Origin of the sequence: Streptomyces mayonensis (assembly GCF_018982965.1) — a bacterium.
Classification (GTDB): Bacteria; Actinomycetota; Actinomycetes; order Streptomycetales; family Streptomycetaceae; genus Streptomyces; species Streptomyces mayonensis.
Genome location: NZ_JACBYP010000033.1, coordinates 43,042 through 64,279, shown reverse-complemented (window position 1 = coordinate 64,279; position 21,238 = coordinate 43,042). Strand labels below are relative to the sequence as shown.

Annotated in this window: 15 protein-coding genes; 11 read left to right on the top strand and 4 right to left on the bottom strand. The window is 73.6% G+C overall.

Annotation, left to right across the window (positions count from 1 at the left end):
- Window positions 1-2 precede the first annotated feature (2 nt).
- The 4 genes from cyc2 (at window position 3) to HZS56_RS15475 (ending at window position 5,313) form a co-directional block, all read left to right on the top strand.
- A complete protein-coding gene (gene cyc2 / locus HZS56_RS15490) occupies window positions 3-2,210 on the top strand; it encodes a germacradienol/geosmin synthase Cyc2 (RefSeq protein ID WP_216721251.1) in 2,208 nt (735 codons plus the stop codon).
- A gap of 75 nt (window positions 2,211-2,285) precedes the next feature.
- A complete protein-coding gene (locus tag HZS56_RS15485) occupies window positions 2,286-2,870 on the top strand; it encodes a PDZ domain-containing protein (RefSeq protein ID WP_216721250.1) in 585 nt (194 codons plus the stop codon).
- Window positions 2,871-3,176: 306 nt separating this feature from the next.
- Window positions 3,177-4,307 carry an aminopeptidase P family protein gene (locus HZS56_RS15480; RefSeq protein ID WP_216721249.1) on the top strand — a complete coding sequence of 377 codons (1,131 nt, stop codon included), beginning with the start codon at window positions 3,177-3,179 and terminating at the stop codon, window positions 4,305-4,307.
- 73 nt (window positions 4,308-4,380) lie between these two features.
- Window positions 4,381-5,313: a phosphotransferase family protein gene (locus HZS56_RS15475; RefSeq protein ID WP_216721248.1), complete on the top strand. Its 933-nt coding sequence runs from the start codon at window positions 4,381-4,383 to the stop codon at window positions 5,311-5,313.
- 117 nt (window positions 5,314-5,430) lie between these two features.
- On the opposite strand, the gene treZ is transcribed toward HZS56_RS15475, so the two are convergent.
- Window positions 5,431-7,176, bottom strand: a complete 1,746-nt coding sequence (gene treZ, locus HZS56_RS15470) for a malto-oligosyltrehalose trehalohydrolase (protein WP_216721247.1) — start codon at window positions 7,174-7,176, stop codon at window positions 5,431-5,433.
- Window positions 7,177-7,361: 185 nt separating this feature from the next.
- On the opposite strand from treZ, the gene HZS56_RS15465 reads away from it, so the two are divergent.
- Entirely contained in the window at window positions 7,362-7,913 is a 552-nt protein-coding gene (locus tag HZS56_RS15465; protein ID WP_216721246.1) for an FHA domain-containing protein, read from the top strand.
- Window positions 7,914-8,116: 203 nt separating this feature from the next.
- The gene (locus HZS56_RS15460; RefSeq protein ID WP_216721245.1) at window positions 8,117-9,442 is read left to right on the top strand and encodes a M14 family zinc carboxypeptidase; all 1,326 of its coding nucleotides are present in this window, start codon (window positions 8,117-8,119) and stop codon (window positions 9,440-9,442) included.
- A 55-nt stretch (window positions 9,443-9,497) separates the two neighbouring features.
- On the opposite strand, the gene treY is transcribed toward HZS56_RS15460, so the two are convergent.
- Both treY and glgX read right to left on the bottom strand, forming a co-directional pair.
- Window positions 9,498-11,987 (bottom strand): malto-oligosyltrehalose synthase, encoded by a 2,490-nt coding sequence (treY, locus tag HZS56_RS15455; RefSeq protein WP_216721244.1) that lies wholly within the window; start codon window positions 11,985-11,987, stop codon window positions 9,498-9,500.
- A gap of 81 nt (window positions 11,988-12,068) precedes the next feature.
- Window positions 12,069-14,192 carry a glycogen debranching protein GlgX gene (glgX, locus tag HZS56_RS15450; RefSeq protein WP_216721243.1) on the bottom strand — a complete coding sequence of 708 codons (2,124 nt, stop codon included), beginning with the start codon at window positions 14,190-14,192 and terminating at the stop codon, window positions 12,069-12,071.
- A 399-nt stretch (window positions 14,193-14,591) separates the two neighbouring features.
- Here glgX and HZS56_RS15445 point away from each other — a divergent pair, with 399 nt between their 5' ends.
- Window positions 14,592-15,839: a DUF5919 domain-containing protein gene (locus HZS56_RS15445; protein ID WP_216721242.1), complete on the top strand. Its 1,248-nt coding sequence runs from the start codon at window positions 14,592-14,594 to the stop codon at window positions 15,837-15,839.
- A gap of 163 nt (window positions 15,840-16,002) precedes the next feature.
- Entirely contained in the window at window positions 16,003-16,725 is a 723-nt protein-coding gene (locus HZS56_RS15440) for a 3'-5' exonuclease (protein ID WP_216721241.1), read from the top strand.
- A 218-nt stretch (window positions 16,726-16,943) separates the two neighbouring features.
- Here the strand turns inward: HZS56_RS15440 and HZS56_RS15435 are convergent, their stop codons facing one another.
- The gene (locus HZS56_RS15435) at window positions 16,944-17,807 is read right to left on the bottom strand and encodes a phosphotransferase enzyme family protein (protein ID WP_216721240.1); all 864 of its coding nucleotides are present in this window, start codon (window positions 17,805-17,807) and stop codon (window positions 16,944-16,946) included.
- Window positions 17,808-18,009: 202 nt separating this feature from the next.
- Here HZS56_RS15435 and HZS56_RS15430 point away from each other — a divergent pair, with 202 nt between their 5' ends.
- The 3 genes from HZS56_RS15430 to HZS56_RS15420 are packed head-to-tail and all read left to right on the top strand — an operon-like array spanning window position 18,010 to window position 21,058.
- Entirely contained in the window at window positions 18,010-18,945 is a 936-nt protein-coding gene (locus HZS56_RS15430; RefSeq protein ID WP_216721239.1) for a carbohydrate ABC transporter permease, read from the top strand.
- Window positions 18,942-19,775: a carbohydrate ABC transporter permease gene (locus HZS56_RS15425; RefSeq protein ID WP_216721238.1), complete on the top strand. Its 834-nt coding sequence runs from the start codon at window positions 18,942-18,944 to the stop codon at window positions 19,773-19,775. The genes HZS56_RS15430 and HZS56_RS15425 overlap by 4 nt, the downstream gene beginning before the upstream one ends.
- A complete protein-coding gene (locus HZS56_RS15420) occupies window positions 19,775-21,058 on the top strand; it encodes an ABC transporter substrate-binding protein (protein WP_216721237.1) in 1,284 nt (427 codons plus the stop codon). Before HZS56_RS15425 ends, HZS56_RS15420 begins: the two co-directional genes overlap by 1 nt.
- The last annotated feature ends 180 nt before the right edge of the window (window positions 21,059-21,238 follow it).

Below are 21,238 nucleotides of genomic sequence, written 5' to 3'. Positions count from 1 at the left end.
CCATGACGCAACAGCCGTTCGAACTCCCGCACTTCTACATGCCGCATCCCGCGCGGCTCAATCCGCATCTCGACGAGGCCCGCGCCCACTCGACCGTGTGGGCGCGCGAGATGGGCATGCTGGAGGGATCCGGGGTCTGGGAGCAGTCCGACCTCGACGCGCACGACTACGGTCTGCTCTGCGCCTACACCCACCCCGACTGCGACGGGCCGGCGCTCTCCCTGATCACCGACTGGTACGTGTGGGTCTTCTTCTTCGACGACCACTTCCTCGAGAAGTTCAAACGCACCCAGGACCGCGTCGGCGGAAAGGCCCACCTCGACCGGCTGCCCCTGTTCATGCCCCTCGACCCGGCCGCCGGGATGCCCGAGCCGGAGAACCCGGTCGAGGCCGGTCTCGCGGACCTCTGGACGCGCACGGTGCCGGCCATGTCGGCCGACTGGCGCCGCCGCTTCGCCGTCGCCACCGAGCACCTGCTCAACGAGTCCCTGTGGGAGCTGTCCAACATCAACGAGGGGCGGATCGCCAACCCCGTCGAGTACATCGAGATGCGCCGCAAGGTCGGCGGCGCCCCCTGGTCGGCGGGCCTGGTGGAGTACGCGACGGCGGAGGTGCCCGCCGCCGTGGCCGGGACCCGGCCGCTCAGGGTGCTGATGGAGACCTTCTCCGACGCCGTCCACCTGCGCAACGACCTCTTCTCCTACCAGCGGGAGGTCGAGGACGAGGGCGAGCTGAGCAACGGCGTGCTGGTCCTGGAGACCTTCTTCGACTGCACCACGCAGGAGGCCGCGGACCTGGTCAACGACGTCCTCACCTCCCGGCTGCACCAGTTCGAGCACACGGCGTTCACCGAAGTGCCCGCGGTGGCCCTGGAACAGGGGCTGACGCCGGCCGGCGCCGCCGCCGTGGCCGCCTACACGAAGGGGCTGCAGGACTGGCAGTCCGGCGGTCACGAATGGCACCTGCGCTCCAGCCGGTACATGAACAAGGGCGCGCTGCCCGCCGCGGGCTGGCAGGCCCTGACCGGCCCCGGCACCTCCGCCGCCGACGTCGGCGCGCTGCTCGCCGCCGCGGTCGCCGGACGCGCCCGCCCCTACGCCTGGACTCCCTTCCAGAAGGTCGGCCCTTCCGTCATCCCGGACATCCGCATGCCCTACCCGCTGGAGCTGAGCCCCGCCCTGGAGGGCGCCCGGCGGCACCTGTCCCAGTGGTGCCAGGAGATGGGCATCCTCAGTGAGGGCGTCTGGGACGAGGACAAGCTCGCGAGCTGCGACCTCCCGCTGTGCGCGGCCGGCCTCGACCCGGACGCCACCCAGGACCAGCTCGACCTCGCCTCCGGCTGGCTCGCCTTCGGGACGTACGGCGACGACTACTACCCGCTCGTCTACGGCCACCGCCGCGACCTCGCCGCGGCCAGGCTCACCACCGCCCGGCTGTCGGCCTGCATGCCGCTCGACGGCGAACCGGTCCCGCCCCCGGCCAACGCCATGGAACGCTCCCTGATCGACCTGTGGGTGCGTACGACGGCCGGGATGACGCCCGAGGAACGCAGCTCCCTCAAGACGGCCGTCGACACGATGACCGAGGCCTGGGTGTGGGAGCTGTCCAACCAGATCCAGAACCGCGTCCCCGACCCGGTGGACTACCTGGAGATGCGGCGCGCCACCTTCGGCTCCGACCTCACCCTGGGCCTGTGCCGCGCCGGGCACGGCCCCGCGGTGCCACCCGAGGTCTACCGCAGCGGCCCCGTCCGCTCCCTGGAGAACGCGGCCATCGACTACGCCTGCCTGCTCAACGACGTCTTCTCGTACCAGAAGGAGATCGAGTACGAGGGCGAGATCCACAACGCCGTGTTCGTCGTGCAGAACTTCTTCGGCGTCGACTACCCGGCCGCCCTCCGCGTCGTGCAGGACCTGATGAACCAGCGCATGCGCCAGTTCGAGCACGTCGTGGCGCACGAACTCCCCGTCGTCCACGACGACTTCCAGCTCTCCGACGAGGCACGGGAGATCATGCAGGGCTATGTGACCGACCTGCAGAACTGGATGGCGGGCATCCTCAACTGGCACCGCAACGTCCCGCGCTACAAGGCGGAGTACCTCGCGGGCCGCACCCACGGCTTCCTCCCGGACCGGATCCCGGCCGCACCCCTGCCGTCCCTCCCCGGGCCCGGACCCAGGCCGGAAAGGAGCCCCGTGCCGACGCACTGACCGACGTTCAGTCTCACTCTTTCGTGGCTCGTCACGCGCCGGTGCGCCGGGTAGAGCACCTGCCGGAGGCGATCCATGGAACAGACAGCGTTGCGTCCCAAGCCGATGCCCGGACGGGAGCCGGGCACCGGCACCGAACCCGGCACCGTCCCGCACCCGCACCCGGGGCGCCGGCGCCGTCGGCGGCTCACCACCGTGCTGCTCGGCGTCCTCGCCGCGCTCGTGCTGCTCCTGGCGGGCGTGGGGCTCGGCACGGTGGGCGCCACCGTCATCGGCATGAGCAGACTCGCCGAGATGCAGCGCCAGTCGGCGGCACAGGGACCGGGCGCCGGTGCGCCGACGGGAACCCGGGCCGCCCCGGCGCACCCGCCCGCGTCCCCCTCGCCGGCACCGGCCGGTGCGACCCTCGGGGTGGAGGCCGTGGACGACCGGAAACCCGGGGCCCGGATCGTGGGGGTCCACGTGCCCGGCCCCGGGTACGCGGCGGGGCTGGTCCGGGGCGACGTGCTGCTGGCCTTCGGCACGACCCGCGTCGACTCGGCCGCCGACCTCGCACACGCGGTGTCCCGCGCCCGCCCGGGCAAGGAGGTCAAGGTCACCGTGCGCCACAAGAGCGGCGGCTACCAGCAGCTCACCGCCGTACCCGGCGTCGTCACGTGACCGTGCGGAAGCACGCACGCCGCCCGGCGGGCTGCCGCCCGGCCCGCGTCGGGGTCCCCGCACCCCGCCCGCACCCGGTGCGTGCCCGTCCTGCACCCCCACGCCCCGCGCACGCGCCCCGCGCCTCGCCCGCACGGGGCCGGGGCCGAAGCCCGCACCGGGTGCAGGCGCGCCCGTACCGCGTGCCGGTGCCCGCCGCGACGGGCGGCCGACGTCAATTGACTCGCGCGGTCACCGCCCCGGGGGCAGGATGCTGCTCGTGGTGACTTCGCCCTCGCACTCGCCCCTTCGCCCAGGGAGGCCCGGATGACCGGCAGCCAAGCCGCCGCACCGTTCACCGCCGACGACTACCGGGCCCGCATGGACCGCGCCGCGCGTGCGGCCGCCGGTGCCGGACTCGCCGGTCTCCTGGTCGCGCCGGGCCCCGACCTCGTATGGCTCACCGGGTACGCGCCCCCGGCCGACACCGAACGCCTCACCCTCCTCGTCCTGGCCCCCGACCGTGACCCCGTGCTCGTCGTCCCGGCACTCGAGGCCCCCGACGCCCGGAACGCGGCCGGCGCCTCCGCCCTGACCCTGCACGACTGGACCGACGGCAAGGACCCCTACGCGGCCACCGCGGCCCTCCTCGACGCGTCCGGGCGCTTCGGCGTCAGCGACAACGCCTGGGCCATGCACCTGCTCGCCCTCCAGCGCACCCTGCCCGGCACCTCCTACGCCTCCCTCACCGAGGCGCTGCCGATGCTGCGCGCCGTGAAGGACGCGGCCGAGCTGGACCTGGTGGCGGCGGCGGGCGCGGCCGCGGACGCCGCCTTCGAGGAGATCCGGGGCGTCCGCTTCGGCGGGCGCCGAGAGTCGGAGGTCGCCGCCGACCTGGCCGGGCTGCTGCGCCGGTTCGGGCACTCCCAGGTCGACTTCACCATCGTCGCCTCCGGGCCGAACGGCGCCAACCCGCACCACGAGGTGGGCGACCGCGTCATCGAGGACGGCGACATGGTCGTCCTCGACTTCGGCGGACTGAAGGACGGATACGGCTCCGACACCTCCCGTACCGTCCACGTCGGCGAACCCACCGACGAGGAGCGCCGGGTGCACGACCTGGTGCGCGAGGCGCAGGAGGCCGGCTTCCGGGCGGTGCGCCCCGGCGCCGCCTGCCAGGACGTCGACCGCGCCGCCCGCGCGGTCATCGCCGGTGCCGGGTACGGCGAGTACTTCATCCACCGCACCGGCCACGGCATCGGCGTGACCACGCACGAACCGCCCTACATGATCGAGGGCGAGGAGCAGCCGCTGGTACCGGGCATGTGCTTCTCCGTCGAGCCCGGCGTCTACCTGCCCGGCCGGTTCGGGGTACGCATCGAGGACATCGTCACCGTCACCGAGGACGGCGGCCGGCGCTTCAACGACACCACCAGGGAGATGGTCGTGGTGGAGTGACAGGCGGCAGCAGGAGCCCGAACGCCGGGAGGACGCGGCAGTCCCGGCAGACCCGGAAGACGACGGCGCGACCATGACCCAGGCACCGACACCCACCGCGGACACCGTCCGCCGACTGGTCAGCTCCCTGCTGGGGGGAAGCACGGAACCCGACGTCCGGCCCGTCGTCGGCGGCGCCGACCCCGCCACCTGGTGGGTCGGCCCACGGCACGTGCTGAGGCTGGCCACCGACCGCGACGCCGCCGCGCGCCAGCGCCGCGAACTGCGCCTGCGCGAGCTGGTCCGGCCGTACCTCCCCGTCGCGGTGCCGGCGAGCGTGGCGCACGGCGAGTGGGCGCCGGGGCTGCCCTACACGCTGGACGCCAAGGTGGCCGGCGGTTCGGGCGAGGACCACGACGTGTCCGCCCTGGGCGAGGCCGACCTCGCGGCGCTGCTGACCGGTGTGCGCGAGGTGCCGGTCCAGCAGGCCGAGGCACTCGGTGTGCCCCGGGCGGCCCCGCGCTCCCTGGAGACGCTGCGCCGGGCCGCCGAGCGGGCCGTCCGGCGCCTGGCCGGGGCCGACGAGTTCGACCCGTCCCGGCCCGAGCGGCTGACCAGCCAGGCGTCCGCCCAGCTCGGTGTCCAGCAGGGCACGGCGGTCCTCGTCCACCACGCACTGGCAAACGACCACCTCGTGGTCGGCGCCGACGGCCGGGTCCGCGGCGTCCTCGGCTGGGCCGACGCGGTCCTCGGCGACCCGGCCGAGGACATCGCGGGGCTCGCCCGCTGCGTCGGGTCGCCCGCCGCGGTCCGCGCCGCCACCCTCGCCGGATACGGCGCCCGGCCCTGTCTGCGCGGCCTGTGGCTGGCCCGCTGCGACACCGTCGTCCAGCTCGCCGACGTTCTCGCCGGGCGGCCCGGTCCGTCCCCGGCGCTGCTCCGGACCCTGCTGCGGCGCGCCTGGGAGCCGATCCTGCTGGAACGCGTCACGGAACTGCGCGGGAACGACCCCGACGACACCCCCTGAACCCTCGGCACGCCACCGCAGCGAGGACACACGACCAACGAGAGCGCACGCCCCGCCCGGTGGTGCGGCAGGGCAGCGGCGGCCGGTGCGGCCTCGGCACCGGCGGCCCGTCACCGCTCACTCCTGCGCCAGGACCACGCTCGACTCGCCCGGTACATGCAGCAGTCCGTCGGCGTCCGGGCCCGTCACCGGCTCCCACGCGGCCAGCACGCGCGCGGGACGGTTGCCCAGCGGGATCGCGGCCGGTCCGGGGCCCAGGTTGACGGCCACCCGGATGTCACCGCGCCGGAAGGCCAGCCAGCGTGCCTCCGTGTCGTACGCCACCCTGGTGTCGGAGAGGTCGGGGTCGGTCAGGTCCGGCTGCGCGGCACGCAGGGCGATCAGCCGCCGGTACCAGTCCAGCACGCGCGCGTGCGGCGCGCGTTCCGGCTCCGACCAGTCGAGGCAGGAGCGTTCGCGCGTCGCCGGGTCCTGCGGATCGGGCACGTCCTCCTCGCGCCAGCCGTGCGCGGCGAACTCGCGCCGTCTGCCGTCGCGCACCGCCCGCGCCAGCTCCGGGTCGGTGTGGTCGGTGAAGAACTGCCACGGCGTACCGGCCGCCCACTCCTCGCCCATGAACAGCATCGGCGTGAAGGGCGCCGTCAGCGTCAGGGTGGCCGCGCAGGCCGCGAGGCCGGGGGAGACGAGGGCGGCCAGCCGGTCGCCCCGGGCGCGGTTGCCGACCTGGTCGTGGGTCTGGCTGTAGCCGGTCAGCCGGTGCGCGGCCGTGCGGGAGCGGTCGAGGGGGCGGCCGTGGCCGCGGCCCCGGAAGCCGGACCAGGTGCCGTCGTGGAAGTAGCCGCGGGTCAGCGTCTTGGCGAGCGCCGCCAGCGGATCGCGCGCGAAGTCGGCGTAGTAGCCCTGCGACTCGCCGGTCAGCGCGGTGTGCACGGCGTGGTGGAAGTCGTCGTTCCACTGCGCGTGCACGCCCAGGCCGCCCTCCGCGCGCGGGGTGATGATCCGCGGGTCGTTGAGGTCGGACTCGGCGATCAGGAAGAGCGGCCGGCCCAGGCCTGCCGAGAGCGCGTCCACCGCGGCCGACAACTGCTCCAGGAAGTGGCACGCGCGCGTGTCCACCAGCGCGTGCACCGCGTCCAGGCGCAGTCCGTCGAGCCGGTAGTCCCGCAGCCACGCCAGCGCGCTGTCCACCAGGTACGCCCGGACCTCGTCCGATCCCGGCGCGTCCAGGTTGACGGCCACGCCCCAGGGCGTGTGGTGGGTGTCGGTGAAGTACGGGCCGAAGGCGGGCAGGTAGTTGCCCGAGGGGCCCAGATGGTTGTGGACCACGTCCAGGACCACGCCGAGGCCCAGCTCGTGGGCCCGGTCCACGAACCGTTTCAGTGCCTCGGGCCCGCCGTACGGCTCGTGCACCGCCCACAGGCAGACGCCCTCGTACCCCCAGCCGTGCCGGCCCGGGAACGGGCACAGCGGCATCAGCTGCACGTGGGTGACGCCCAGCCGCACCAGGTGGCCGAGGCGTTCGGCGGCGGCGTCGAGCGTGCCCCGGGGGGTGAAGGTGCCCACGTGCAGCTCGTACAGGACGCCGCCGGGCAGCGGGCGCCCGGCCCACGGCGTACGCCACGGGTACCGGGCGTGGTCGACGACCGCGCTCAGCCCGTCGGGGCCGTCCGGCTGCCGGCGCGAGCGCGGGTCCGGCAGCACCGGTCCGTCGTCCACCGCGAAGCCGTACCGCGAACCGTCCCGCGCCTCGCTCCGGCCGCACCACCACCCCGGCCGCTCCGGATCCTGCTCCAGCGCGCGCGTGGCGCCGTCGCACTTCAGCGTCACTCGGCCGGCCTGTGGTGCCCACACCTCGAACTGCACGGACGGTTCCCCTTCGTCTGCTCAGCGTGATCCAGCCCGTCCATGGTCCTGTATCGGGGGCCGGTCCGCCGGGGAACGCCGCCGCCCGCCGCGGGTGTCGTCGGCCGCGTCGGGTGCGCACCGCGCGCGGCTGCCGTTCTCCTGTTTTCTGGACACGTCGGCGCAGCTGACCGACAATCACCTGCGTGACGTCGTCCTACGAGTTCAACACGTACCCCGCGCGGTTGTCCGACGCGGAGCGCGACAAGGCGCTCAAGGCGCTGCGGGACGGCGTCGCCACGGGACGGCTGTCCCACGACACGTTCATCCGCAGGATGGAGCTGGCGCTCACCGCCCGCCGCGCGGAGGATCTGGTGGTGCTCACCGCCGACCTGTCCACCGAGGGCCGGCTGTCGCGGCTGGTGTTCGGCACCGTCGAGGCGGTGTCCGGGTTCGGCGCTCGGCTCGCCACGGCCTGGCGGGCCGAGCGGCTGCCCAAGCTGCTGCTGCCCCACCCCGGTACCAGTCATCCGCTGCGCATAGGGCGGGATCCGGCGAGCGGGCTGCGGCTGAGCCACGAGACGGTCTCCCGGGTGCACGCGGAACTCAGCCGGCAGGGCGGCATGTGGGTGCTGCGCGACCTGGGTTCGACCAACGGCACCACGGTCAACGGACGGCGGGTCATCGGAGCCGCCGTGGTCCGCGAGGGCGACCAGATCGGCTTCGGCCGGATGGCCTTCCGTCTTGCGGCGGACTGAGGCCGGCCACCCCCGCGAACTCACCCGTGGCCCGGGCTTCACTGGGCGTCGTACGCCTCTTGACCGGCACCATCCCTTTGCATTTCGCGGTGTTGACGTACCCCCCAAGTCGTGACTGACTGTGCGTAGACCGCGCACACCAGGTGAACCGACGGCCCGCATCGTGGAGGTGTGCCCTGCCGCCCCTCCTGCGCTATCCGACCGTGGACGAGTTGGGTGCCCGGGCCGCCGCACTCGTCACGCACCATCCCCGGCACGCCCGGCTGCGCCGCGTCGGCACCTCCCGCGCGGGCACCCCGCTGCTGCTGCTCTCCGTCGGCCACGGCAGCCGCCAGGTCCTCGTCGTCGCCGGACCGCACGCGAACGAGCCCGTGGGCGGCGCCACCGTCCTGCGGCTGGCCGAACGCGCCGTCGCCGACCCCCACCTCACCGAGGGCGCCGACGCCACCTGGAACCTGCTGCTGTGCGTCGACCCCGACGGCCTGCGCCGCAACGAGGGCTGGCTGTCCGGCCCGTACACCCTCGGCCGCTACGCCCGGAACTTCTTCCGGCCCGGCTTCCTGGAGCAGCCCGAGTGGCTGCCCGACGGGCCGGAGCGCGCCGCGCTGCCGGAGACCCGCGCGCTGCTCGGCCTCCAGGACGAACTGCGCCCCTTTCTCCAGTGCTCCCTGCACGGTGTCGACGTGGGCGGCGGCTTCGTCGAGCTGACCCACGAACTGCCCGGCATCGCCGGACGCATCGCCCACATCGCGGCCCGGCTCGGCGTCCCCCGCGAACTGGGCGCCTACGACACCCTGTACTGGCCCGAACTCGGCCCCGCCGTCTACCGCATCCCGCCGCCCCGCCGCGGCGACTTCACCGCGGCCATCACCGAGGCCGCCGTGGACTCCACGTGGTGCCACCCGCGGCACTACGGCACGGTCACCGCGGTCGTCGAGGCGCCGATGTGGGGCGTGGCCGCCGTGGCGGACGCCTCACCCCCGGCCGACCGGGACGCGGCGCTCCGCAACGTGAGCCGCACCCTGCGGCAGGACGCCCGGCGGTTGCAGCGCGTCCTCGCCCGGATGCGGCCGCACCTCGCCGCCGTGCCCGGAGCCGCGCACCTGCTCGCCCCGGTCGACGACTACCTGCTCGTCTGCCCCCGGCTCGCCGACACCTGGGACCCCGACGCCGACGACGGCTCGGGCCGTCCCCTGCCGCCGATGAGCACCGCCCACCTGGTCGCGCTGCGGCTGGCCGGACGGCGCCTCGCCCTGCGGACCGCGGGACTGCTGCACCAGTTGGTGACCCGCGCGGGGAACGATCCGGCGGGGGTCCTGCCCGAACTGGACCGGCTCGTCGACGAGGGCTGCGCCGACTACCGCGACGGCTGCGGGGCCCGCTGGATACCGGTCGCCCGGCAGGTGGAGTACCAGACCCGCGTCGTCCTCGCCGCCTTCGAGCTGGCGGGGCGGCGCCCCGCGGCGGACCCCCGCCGCGTCGAGGCGGACCGGGGCGCCGAGGCCGCGGTGCCGATGCACCAGGAGTGACCCGCGGCCCCCTCTCCGCGCAGGCCCGGGCCTCAGACCTTCGCGCAGGCCCGCCTCAGACGTCGCCCACCCGATCGAGGAGCGCCACCGGCGTGTCGGCGAACAGCTCCTCCACGCGCGCGTGCCCCGTGAACTCCCGGCCCGCCGCCAGCGTGTCGGCCCACCGGCCCGGCGGCAGCGGCAGCACCGTCCCGCGCCAGCCGCCCTCCTGTGCCAGCCGCAGCGACAGCCGGGTCACGGCCGTCACCACGTCCCCGGAGCGGGCGAACGCCACGCAGTGCGCCGCCGCGGGACCTTCGGCGCGCAGGGGCTCGTACGTCGCCGCGCCGCCGAAGGCGCCGGGCCGCCGGGCCCGCAGCGCGAGCGCCGCCCGGGTCACCGCCGTCTTCCCCGCGCCGTCCCCGCCGTACCCGCCGCCGGCGGCGCTCCCGCCCGGCGGCGGAGCCGGGGAGGCACCGGCCCGGGGGGCCCGCGGGATGCCCCCCGGGGCGTCACCCGTGGCGTCCGTCGGGGCGTCCGTCGGGAAGTCCACCGGTCGTCGGTTGTCCGGGTCCACCAGGGCCAGGTACTCGTGCTCGGTGCCCTGGTAGAGATCCGGCACGCCCGGCATCGTCAGATGGATCAGGGCCGTGCCGAGGACGTTGGCCCGCACGTGCGGCTCCAGGGCCTTGCGCAGCTCGGCGACCCGCTCGCCCGGTGCCCCGCACGGACCCGCCGCCACGAACCGGTCCACCGCCTCCTCGTAGGACGGCACCTGCTCCGTCCAGCCGGTGTGCAGGCCCGCCTCGCGCACGTGCTTCAGCAGCGCCTCCCGCACCCGCCCGCCGTCCGCCCGGCCCAGCCCGAACACCGTCTGCCAGGCCGCCCAGGCCAGCTGGAGGTCCGGCGCCGCCTCACCCGCGCGGCTGACCTCCGTCAGGACGTCCGCCCACCGCGCGGGGCACTCCGTGAGCACCGCCAGCGCCGCGCGCACGTCGGCGCTGCGCTTGGTGTCGTGGGTCGAGACGACCGTGCCCGTCGCCGGCCAGTCGCGCTGCACGCGCGCGCAGTAGGCGTGGAAGACCTCCGGCTCCAGGGCCGGGCCCCCCGGGTTCCCGCCCACCTCCGTCGCCGACAGCAGCGGCACGTAACGGTAGAAGGCCGAGTCCTCGACGGACTTGGCGCGCAGCGCGGAGGCGGTCTGCGCGAAGCGCGTCCGGAACTCCACGTACTCGGGACCGTCCCCGTACCGTCCGAGGACCAGGTCCCGTACGGCGTCCACCGCGCCGGCCTCCTCGGGCACCGCGAACGCGAGCCGCGCCTCGGCCGCCGCCTGACCGGTGACGACCCGCGCGGCGTCCGCCGGCGTGTACGGCCGGTACACCTCCAGGCGCACCAGCAGTTCCCGCAGCGCCGTGCCCAGCGCCCACGGGGCCCGGTCGCTCAGCGCGGGTTCCGGAGAGGCCGCGCACAGGCGGTGGGCCAGCCGGGTCAGCCGGTCCGTCTCGGCGGCCAGCTCGTGCGTGAGCACCCGGTACGCCGCCCGCCGCACGGTCGCCGCCCAGTCGCCGCCCAGGTCCGGCTGCGGAGCGGCGAAGGCGCGGTAGTGCCCGAGGAGTTCCCCGTGTCCCGCCGGGTCCGTGAAGAGCCCGTCGACATGGCGCAGCGCGTCGTAGCCGGTCGTCCCTGCCACGGGCCAGTCGGCGGGCAGCCGTTCCCCGTCCGCGAGGATCTTCTCGACCACCGTCCACCGCCCGCCGGTCGCCTCGTGCAGCCGCGCCAGGTAGGCACCGGGGTCGGCGAGTCCGTCGGGGTGGTCGACGCGCAGCCCGTCGACGACGCCCTCGCGCAGCAGCCGCAGAACGGTGGCGTGCGTGGCCTCGAACACCTCCGGGTCCTCCACGCGCAGGCCGATCAGCTCCGAGATGCTGAAGAAGCGCCGGTAGTTCAGTTCGGTGCGGGCGAGCCGCCACCACGCCGGGCGGTACCACTGGGCGTCCAGGAGCCGCGGCAGCGGCAGGTCCTCGGTGCCGTCCCGCAGCGGGAACGCGTGCTCGTGGTAGCGCAGTACGCCGCCGTCGACCCGGAGGTCGTCCAGCACCTCGCCGACCGGGGCGCCGAGCACCGGGAGCAGCACCCGGCCGCCCTGCGCCTGCCAGTCGATGTCGAACCACCGCGCGTACGGCGACTCCGGGCCCTCGCGCAGCACCTCCCACAGGGCGTGGTTGTGGCGCGGCGACATCGCCATGTGGTTGGGCACGATGTCCACCACCAGGCCGAGACCGTGCTCCCGCGCGGTGCGCGCCAGCGCGCGCAGCCCCTCCTCGCCGCCCAGCTCCTCGCGCACGCGCCCGTGGTCGACGACGTCGTAGCCGTGCCGCGAGCCCGGTACCGCCTCCAGGACGGGGGACAGGTGCAGGTGCGACACGCCGAGCGACGCCAGATACGGCACGGCCGCCGCCGCGGCCCCGAAGGGGAAGGCGGGCTGCAGCTGGAGCCGGTAGGTGGCCGACGGGACGGGGGAGGCGGCCGGGGACGGCACCGGGCCGGGTCGCTCAGGTGTCATGGAAACCTACGTACCCGCCTCGCCGTCTTTCGTGTCACCGGCCCCCTGCACGGGTGAAGGAGCCCGCGCCGGAACGGGCCCCTACACCGGCCGCTGCAGCACCGTCAGGCTCCGGTCCACCAGGGTCAGCCGGTCCCCGGCCTGCACCTTCGGTCCCGTCTGCGAGGGGACCGGATCCGTGCGGGCGGTGTCCACGACGACCTCCCACTGCCGGCCGTGGTCGACCGGCACGACGAAGTCGAGCGGCTTCGGCGAGGCGTTGAACATCAGCAGGAACGAGTCGTCGGCGATGCGCTCCCCGCGCGGATCGGGTTCGGAGATGGCGTTGCCGTTCAGGAACACGGTGAGCGCCGACGCCCGCGCGGAGTTCCAGTCCCGCTGCGTCATCTCCGTCCCCTCGGGGGTGAACCACGCGATGTCCGACAGCTCGTCGTGCGTGCCCTGCACGGGACGGCCGTGGAAGAAGCGGCGCCTGCGGAAGACCGGGTGGTCCTTGCGCAGCCACACCATCGCGCGGGTGAACTCCAGCAGCCCGGGGTCCGTGCTGTCGCTGTCGCCGTCGGGCCAGGCCACCCACGCCAGTTCGTTGTCCTGGCAGTAGGCGTTGTTGTTGCCGCGCTGGGTGCGCGCGAACTCGTCGCCGTGGCTGATCATCGGGACGCCCTGGGAGAGCAGCAGGGTGGCGATGAAGTTCCGCATCTGCCGCATCCGCAGCCGGCGCACCGCCGGGTCGTCGGTGTCGCCCTCGACGCCGCAGTTCCAGGAGCGGTTGTGGCTCTCGCCGTCCCGGTTGTCCTCGCCGTTGGCCTGGTTGTGCTTGTCGTTGTACGCCACCATGTCGTGCAGGGTGAAACCGTCGTGGCAGGTCACGAAGTTGATCGAGGCCAGCGGACGGCGCCCGTCGTCCTGGTAGAGGTCGGAGGAACCGGTCAGCCGGGACGCGAACTCCGCCAGTGTGCGCGGCTCGCCGCGCCACAGGTCCCGCACCGTGTCCCGGTACTTGCCGTTCCACTCCGTCCACAGCGGCGGGAAGTTGCCGACCTGGTAGCCGCCCTCGCCCACGTCCCAGGGCTCGGCGATCAGCTTCACCTGCGAGACCACCGGGTCCTGCTGCACCAGGTCGAAGAACGACGACAGCCGGTCCACCTCGTGGAACTGCCGGGCCAGGGTGGCCGCGAGGTCGAAGCGGAACCCGTCGACGTGCATCTCGGTGACCCAGTGGCGCAGCGAGTCCATGATCATCTGCAGGACGTGCGGGGACCGCATGAGCAGCGAGTTCCCCGTGCCCGTGGTGTCCGTGTAGTAGCGCGGGTCGTCGGCCAGCCGGTAGTACGAGGGGTTGTCGAGCCCCCGGAAGGACAGGGTCGGACCCAGGTGGTTGCCCTCGGCGGTGTGGTTGTAGACCACGTCCAGGATCACCTCGATCCCGGCCTCGTGCAGCGCCTTCACCGCCGACTTGAACTCCAGCACCTGCTGACCGCGGTCGCCCCACGAGGCATAGGCGTTGTGCGGGGCGAAGAAGCCGACCGTGTTGTAGCCCCAGTAGTTGTTCAGCCCCATGTCCACCAGGCGGTGGTCGTTGACGAACTGGTGCACCGGCATCAGCTCCAGCGCCGTCACGCCCAGCTCGGTCAGGTGCTCCACGACCGCCGGGTGCGCGAGGGCCGCATAGGTGCCGCGCAGCTCCTCCGGCAGGCCCGGGTGGCGCATCGTCAGGCCCTTCACATGCGCCTCGTAGATCACCGTGTGGTGGTACTCCGTGCGGGGGCGCCGGTCGTCGCCCCAGTCGAAGTACGGGTTGACCACGACCGACGTCATCGTGTGCGGCGCCGAGTCCAGGTCGTTGCGCCGTTCCGGTTCACCGAAGTGGTAGCCGTACACCTCCTCGCCCCACTGGACCGCCCCGCTGATCGCACGGGCGTACGGGTCGAGGAGCAGCTTGGCGCTGTTGCAGCGCAGCCCGCGCTGCGGGGCGTACGGGCCGTGCACGCGGTAGCCGTAGCGCTGCCCGGGCATCACGCCGGGCAGGTACGCGTGCCGCACGAAGGCGTCGCTCTCCCGCAGCTCGATCGCGGTCTCCGAGCCGTCGTCGTGCAGCAGACACAGCTCTACTCGGTCGGCGGCCTCCGTGAAGACCGCGAAATTGGTGCCGGCGCCGTCGTACGTGGCACCCAGTGGATACGCCTCTCCAGGCCAGACCTGCATGGACACGACTCTTTCAGGTGTGGGGCGCCCGCGCGGACGCCTTGGCTCCGAGTCCCCCGGAAGTCTCCCCGAAAGATGAGGCGACCCCTGGTACCCAGGTCCGGTACGTACGTCTCCTACCCACCCGCGGGCGTTCCGCTCCGGTTCCGCTCCGGCTCCGCTCCGGTTCCGCTCCGGGCCGGACGCGGGGCCCCTGCTCCGGGCCCCGGCCGCGTCACCGCTATGAATCCGCTCACTCCTCGGTGTCACGGCGGGCGGAACGGCCTTGTGGATCAAGGAGGTTGGCAAAACCGGCCGGTCCATCGGGCTGCACCGCGGACCGCTCCCGGAGTACCCTTCCTTGATCGTTGGGACGGGGTGTCCCCGGCAGTGACCGGGGGAGCGGAAGGCGGTACACGGGTGGGCTCGGGAGGGCTGGAGCTGCCTCCTGGTGACGACGGTCACCAGGAGAACTCCACGGACGTCCCGCCCGGTGCGGTGTCCCTGGCGCGGCCGATGAACGCGGGCGCGATCGGTCCGGAACTGGACTGGGACTCCGACGCCTGGCACGAGGTGCGCACCCGTGCGCAGCGGGCGGGCCGGGCCTACATCTGGCTGAACCTGGTCGAACAGCGGCTGCGCGCCGTCGTGGCGGCCGTCCTCAGGCCGGTGTACGAGCCCGTCCACGGCGACGACTGGGTGGTCGCCGCGGCCGGACCCGCCGGGCAGGAGTGGGTGCAGCGGGCCGTCGCCGTCCGCGAGGTCAGCCGCCGCAAGGGCTACCTCCTCGACCCGGCCGACGACAACGTCCTCAGCTTCCTCACCCTGCCCCAGCTGCGCGAGCTGATGGTGCAGCACTGGCCCTGCTTCGAGCCGTACGTGGACGAGCGCCGCGACGTCGAACTCGCCCTGGACGAGCTGGAGGTCACCCGCAACGTCGTCTCCCGCAACCGGGCGCTGTCCGAGGCCGTGCTGAGCCAGGCCGAGCGGGCCTCCGCGCGGCTCCTGGAGATACTCGGCGCGGGCAGCGACGTGCCGTCCGCGCGACGGCTGCCGGTCGACGCGGTGGAGGACCTGGTCGGCGACCGCTACTCCGACGTCGTCGCCGTGCACCCGGACCGGGTGCGGCTGCTGCGCCAGTTCCCCGCCGAGGACCTGTTCGGCGGCGCCCGCCGCGTGGACGCCCTCGGCATCGGCCTCAACCTGCTCGTGCAGAACTTCTCCGGCCGCCGCCTGCTGCGGATGGCCGAGGCCGGCGGCCGGGTGCGGCTGCTCTTCCTGAACCCGGCCTCCAGCGCCATCAAACGCCGCGAGCGCGAACTGGGTATCAAACGGGGCGAGCTGAGCCGTGCCGTGGAGATGAACATCCTGCACATGCGCCGGGTGCGGGCCCGGCTGCGGGACCCCGGCGCCTTCGAGATCCAGGTCTTCGACGAGACCCCCCGCTTCACCGCCTACCTCGTCGACGGCGACGGCGCCGACGGCATCGCGGTCGTGCAGTCCTACTTGCGCCGCACCCGGGGCATGGAGGCGCCGGTCCTCGTGCTGCGCAACGGGCGCAACGGCGGCAAGGTCGTGAAGTCGGACCAGCCGGACGAAGCCGGACTCTTCCCCACCTACCGTGAGGAGTTCGAGATGATGTGGGCGGATTCGCGACCGGTGTCGTGAAGGGCGTGACGGAGGGCGTGACGGAGGGCGCCGTAAGGACGTCGTGAAGGGGCGGGCCCGGGGTCGGTGCGGCCGCAAGCGGAATGCGACCCTCTGATTGTCAGTGGCCCGTGCGAAGGTGGAGACCACTGGGGGAACGCACCACCAAGAAGGGGGACCGCCCATGGGCTGGCACCGGGAGCTGCTGATCGGCTTCGACCTGGAGACGACGGGCACCGATCCGCGCGAGGCGCGCATCGTCACGGGAGCCGTGATCGAGGTCAGGGCCGGTGAGCCGCTCGGCCGCCGGGAGTGGCTGGCCGACCCGGGCGTGGAGATCCCGGCCGACGCGGTGGCGGTGCACGGCATCACCGGCGAGCGCGCCGCGCGTGAGGGCCGGCCCGCCGACCAGGTCGCGGACGCCATCGCCGGTGTACTCACGGACCACTGGCTGGCGGGCGTCCCGGTCGTCGCCTACAACGCGGCCTTCGACCTCAGCCTGCTCTCGGCCGAACTGCGGCGCCACCGGCTGCCGTCCCTGCGCGAGCGCCTCGGCGGCCTCGACCCCGCCCCCGTCATCGACCCGTACACCATCGACCGTGCCGTCGACCGCTACCGCAGGGGCAAGCGCAACTTGGAGGCGGTCTGCCGGGAGTACGGGGTCGGACTCGACACCGCGCACGACGCCACGGCCGACGCCCTCGCCGCCGCCCGGCTGGCCTGCGCGATAGCCGGCCGCCACCCCAAGGTCGCGGCCCTCGGCCCGGCGGACCTGCACCACCGCCAGATCGAGTGGTATGCGGAGTGGGCGGCGGACTTCCAGAGCTTCCTGCGCCGCAAGGGCGACCCCACGGCCGTCGTCGACGGAACGTGGCCGCTGCGCGAGCCGGCCGGCGAACGGGTCTGACACAACCCGGGGCGGACGCCGCAGGGCCGGGACGCGGAGCCACCGGCCGGAACGCACGGTCGCAGCGGACGTTCTGAACGTGTGGTCGGAACGCGCGTTCTGAACGTGTGGCGGATGTGTGGCCGGACGCACGGTCGGATGCGCGGTCGGCTGTGTGACCGAATGCGCGGCCGGACGCACGGTCGGCTGTGTGGCCGAATGCGCGGACGGGTGCGCCGTCAGAAGGGATGCCAGCGCACCGACGTGTCCCCGTCCCGCAGTGACGCCACCCTGCGCTCGAACTCGGCCAGCGCCTTCGGGTTGCCCGGCGCGTGCTGGGCCACCCAGGCGCAGCTCGCCGTCTCCCGGGCGCCGCGCAGCACCGCGCAGCCGTCCCACTCGCGTACGTCCCAGCCGTAGGCCGCGGTGAACGCGTCGTACGCCTCGGCGGGCAGCCCGTAGCGGTCCCGGCTGAGCGCGAGGACCACCAGGTCGTGCTCGCGCAGGTCGGCGGAGAAGGTCTCCAGGTCGACCAGGACCGGGCCGTCCGGGCCGACGTGCACGTTCCGGGGCAGCGCGTCGCCGTGGATCGGACCGGGCGTCAGACGCGGCGTGAGCGCGGCGGCCGCCGCCGCGAAGCCGTCCCGGCGCTCACGCAGGTACGCGGCGTCCGCGGGTTCGATCACGTCGCCCGCGAGCCGCAGCCAGCGCTCCACACCGCCCAGCAGTTCGCGGGGCGGCAGTTCGAAGGAAGGAAGGGGCAGTTCGTGAACGAGCCGGAGCAGCACGGCCACGTCCCGGGGCTCGGCGGGCCGCACCGGGTCGGGCAGCCGCCGCCACACGGTCACCGGGTGCCCGTCGACGGACCGCGCCGTCGGGTCGGCCGCCCGCACCGCCGGTACGCCGGCCTCCGCGAGCCACACCGCCACGGCCAGTTCCCGGCGGGCCCTGGCCAGGAGTTCCGCGTCGCGGCCCACCTTGACCACGAGGTCCCCGGCGGTGAAGACGGCGTTCTCGCCGAGGGCCAGCAGTCGCGCCTCGCGCGCCGGGCCGGGCAGTACCCCCGCCGCGGCCAGCACCTCCCGAGCCCGTGCCTCGTCCATCGTGGTGCGCCTCCGTGTTTTCGGTGCTTCTGGTGCTTCTGGTGGTTTCGGCTCGCTCGTCGGTCTTCTGCCGGCGTGAGCGTCGTGCGTCGCTCAGTGTCGCATTCGCACTGGTCGGGGCGGATGCGCGGTCCCTTGACTGAGCGCGGTCACCCCATGACCATGACGAGGCCCGCCCGAGCAGCGCAAAGGGGATGAATACGTGACATCGGTGACCGAGTCGAGACGGCCGGCGGTCCGCGCGTCCGGCACGGGACGCCCCGGACGCGGGCCCGACCACGGTGCCTGGTTCCTCGTGCTGCCCGCGCTGATCCCCATCCTGGTGCTCAGCGTGGGACCGCTGCTGTACGGCATCCTGCTGGCCTTCACCGACGCCCAGTCCGGCCGCACCGAACCCACCCGGTGGATCGGCACCCTCAACTTCCAGGACCTGCTGCACGACACCCTCTTCTGGGACTCGTTCCGCATCGGCCTGGTCTGGGCCATCGGGGTGACGGTCCCGCAGTTCCTGCTCGCGCTCGGCCTCGCCCTTCTCCTCAACCAGAACCTCCGCCTGCGCTGGCTGGCCCGCGCCCTCGCGATCGTCCCCTGGGCCATGCCCGAGGTCGTCGTCGGCATCATGTGGCGGCTGGTCTACAACGCGGACGCGGGCATCCTCAACGAGACCCTGCGCGACCTGGGCCTCGGAAACGGCCACGACTGGCTCAGCGGCCTCGCCACCGCCCTGCCGGCCGTCATCGTCGTCGGCGTCTGGGCCGGTATGCCGCAGACGACCGTGGCCCTGCTCGCCGGACTCCAGAACACCCCGCGCGAACTGCACGAGGCGGCGGCCGTCGACGGCGCCGGTGCCTGGCGCCGCTTCCGCACGGTCACCTGGCCCGCGCTGAGGCCCGTCGCCCTCGCCATCACCGCCCTCAACCTCATCTGGAACTTCAACTCCTTCGCCCTGGTCTACGTACTCACCAGCGGCGGCCCCGGCGGACGCACCCGGCTGCCCATGCTCTTCGCCTACGAAGAGGCCTTCCGGTACGGGCAGTTCGGCTACGCGGCGGCCATGGGCTGCGTCATGGTCGCCCTGGTCTCGGTCCTGCTGGCGGTCTTCCTCGCCGGCCGTCTGAAAGGAGGCGACGAGGCGTGAGGACCTCGACCGGAGCCCGCGTCGGCCAGTACGCCGCGCTGCTCGCCTACCTCGTCTTCCTGGCCTTCCCGTTCCTCTGGCTCGTCTCCACCGCCTTCAAACCGCCGCGCGAGCTGGGCAGTCTGCACCCCACCTGGATTCCCGAGGACCCCACCCTCGACAACTTCCGGCAGGCCTTCGACGAACAGCCGCTGCTGCACGCCGCGCTCAACTCCCTGCTCGCCGCGCTCGGCGCCGCCGTGCTCGCGGTGCTGATCGCGACGCCGACGGCGTACGTCATGGCCCGCCACCGCGGCCGGTTCGCCAAGGCGGCCACCGGCTGGGTCGTGGTCAGCCAGGCCTTCCCCTTCGTCCTGCTGATCATCCCGCTCTTCCTGGTCCTCAAGAACCTCCGGCTGATCAACTCCGTTCCCGGGCTGGTGATGGTGTACGTCGTGTGGTCGCTGCCGTTCGCGCTGTGGATGCTCGCCGGGTACGTCCGCGCCGTGCCGGCCGAACTGGAGGAGGCGGCGGCGGTCGACGGCGCCGGGCGGCTGCGCATCCTCGTGTCGGTGACCGCGCCGCTGCTCGCGCCGGGGATCGTGGCGACGGCCCTGTTCGCGTTCATCACCGCGTGGAACGAGTTCTTCTTCGCGCTGGTGCTGCTGAAGTCACCGGAGAAACAGACCCTGCCCGTGATCCTCACCCACTTCATCGGCGCCGAGGGCGTGGCCGACCTCGGGCCGCTCGCCGCGGCCGCCTTCCTCGCGACGCTGCCCTCGCTGCTCGTCTTCGCGCTCATCCAGCGCCGGATCACGGGCGGCATGCTCGCCGGGGCGGTGAAGAGCTGATGCGCGGGAGAACCGTCACGCTGCTCACGGCCCTCGTCCTGCTGCTCGCCGGCTGCTCGGCGGGCGGCGACGGGCCCGACGACGGCCGGATCACCCTGCGCTACCAGTCCCTGGCCTGGCAGGACGAGTCCGTGCGGGTCAACAGGGAACTGGTGCGGGAGTGGAACGCCACCCACCCGGACGTGCGCGTCGAGTACGTCCAGGGCAGCTGGGACAGCGTCCACGACCAGCTCCTCACCTCCTTCGAGGGCGGCGAGGCGCCCGACATCATCCACGACGCCTCCGACGACCTCGCGGACTTCGCGTACGGCGGCTACCTCGCCGACCTCACGGACCTGCTGCCCCGGCGGCTGACGTCGGACATCCCGCGGCGCAGCTGGGAGACGGCCACCTTCGGCGACGGCGTGTACGGCGTGCCGTTCCTCCAGGAGCCACGCGTCCTCATCGCCGACGCCACCCTGCTGAAGCGGTCCGGGGTGCGCGTTCCCACGCCGGAACACCCGTGGACCTGGGCGGAGTTCCGGCAGGTGACGAAGCGGCTGAGCGGCGACGGGAGGTACGGGGTGGCCTGGCCGCTCAAGGAACCCGTCTCCGCCACCCTCAACCTCTCCCTGTCCACCGGCGGCCGGCTGTTCCACCGGGGCGCGGACGGCAGGGTCACGGTCCGTTTCGAGGAGGGCGACCGCGTGGTGCCCCGCACCGTCCACGACCAGGTCAACACCGACCACAGCGCCTCCGCCACCACCCTGGGCAGCGGCGGCTCCGACACCCTGCCGGGGTTCTTCGCCGGCAAGTACGCCATGGTGCCGCTGGGCTTCTCCTACCGGCAGCAGATCGAACAGCAGGCCCCCGAGGGCTTCGACTGGCAGGTGCTGCCCGCCCCCGCGGGCGCCGACGGACTCGCCCAGGGCGTCAGCCCGCAGACCCTGTCGATCGCCGAGGACACCCGGCACAAGAAGGAGGCCGCCGCGTTCCTCGACTTCCTCCTCCAGCCCGACAACATGGTGCGCCTCGCCCTCGGCGACTGGATGCTGCCCACCGGTAAGCAGGCGCTCCAGGACCCCGCCCTGCACACCGCCGAGCACGGCTGGGCCACCGGTACCGCCCTCGCCGCCCACCTGCGCCCGGCGCCCGCGCAGTCCGTCCGGGGCTACGCCGAGTGGAAGGACAAGGTGGCGACACCGGCGCTCCAGGAGTACTACAGCGGCGCGATCGGCATGGACGAACTGCGCCACCGCATGGAGGAGGACGGAAACCTCGTACTCGCCCGGTACCAGCGTTGACGGCTGCCCGGTACCGGCGTTGACGGCCGCCGGTACCTGGGTTGACGCCGCCCGCACCAGCGTCGGCGCCCGCCGACCGAAAACCCGTTGCCGACCGGGCGCGGGTCCGCCTACCGTCACCTCCGTGGCAGCTTTCAACGCGATCACCAACTCCGGTCTCGGCCGGGGCTGCACGTACTC

What these genes read in the sequence shown, in the direction of transcription:
- HZS56_RS15480 (WP_216721249.1), top strand. Translation starts at nt 3,177, where the DNA reads ATGACCGGCAGCCAAGCCGCCGCACCGTTCACCGCCGACGACTACCGG.
- HZS56_RS15475 (WP_216721248.1), top strand. Translation starts at nt 4,381, where the DNA reads ATGACCCAGGCACCGACACCCACCGCGGACACCGTCCGCCGACTGGTC.
- glgX (WP_216721243.1), bottom strand. Translation starts at nt 14,192, where the DNA reads ATGCAGGTCTGGCCTGGAGAGGCGTATCCACTGGGTGCCACGTACGAC.
- HZS56_RS15435 (WP_216721240.1), bottom strand. Translation starts at nt 17,807, where the DNA reads ATGGACGAGGCACGGGCTCGGGAGGTGCTGGCCGCGGCGGGGGTACTG.
- treY (WP_216721244.1), bottom strand. Translation starts at nt 11,987, where the DNA reads ATGACACCTGAGCGACCCGGCCCGGTGCCGTCCCCGGCCGCCTCCCCC.
- HZS56_RS15485 (WP_216721250.1), top strand. Translation starts at nt 2,286, where the DNA reads ATGGAACAGACAGCGTTGCGTCCCAAGCCGATGCCCGGACGGGAGCCG.
- HZS56_RS15420 (WP_216721237.1), top strand. Translation starts at nt 19,775, where the DNA reads ATGCGCGGGAGAACCGTCACGCTGCTCACGGCCCTCGTCCTGCTGCTC.
- HZS56_RS15440 (WP_216721241.1), top strand. Translation starts at nt 16,003, where the DNA reads ATGGGCTGGCACCGGGAGCTGCTGATCGGCTTCGACCTGGAGACGACG.
- cyc2 (WP_216721251.1), top strand. Translation starts at nt 3, where the DNA reads ATGACGCAACAGCCGTTCGAACTCCCGCACTTCTACATGCCGCATCCC.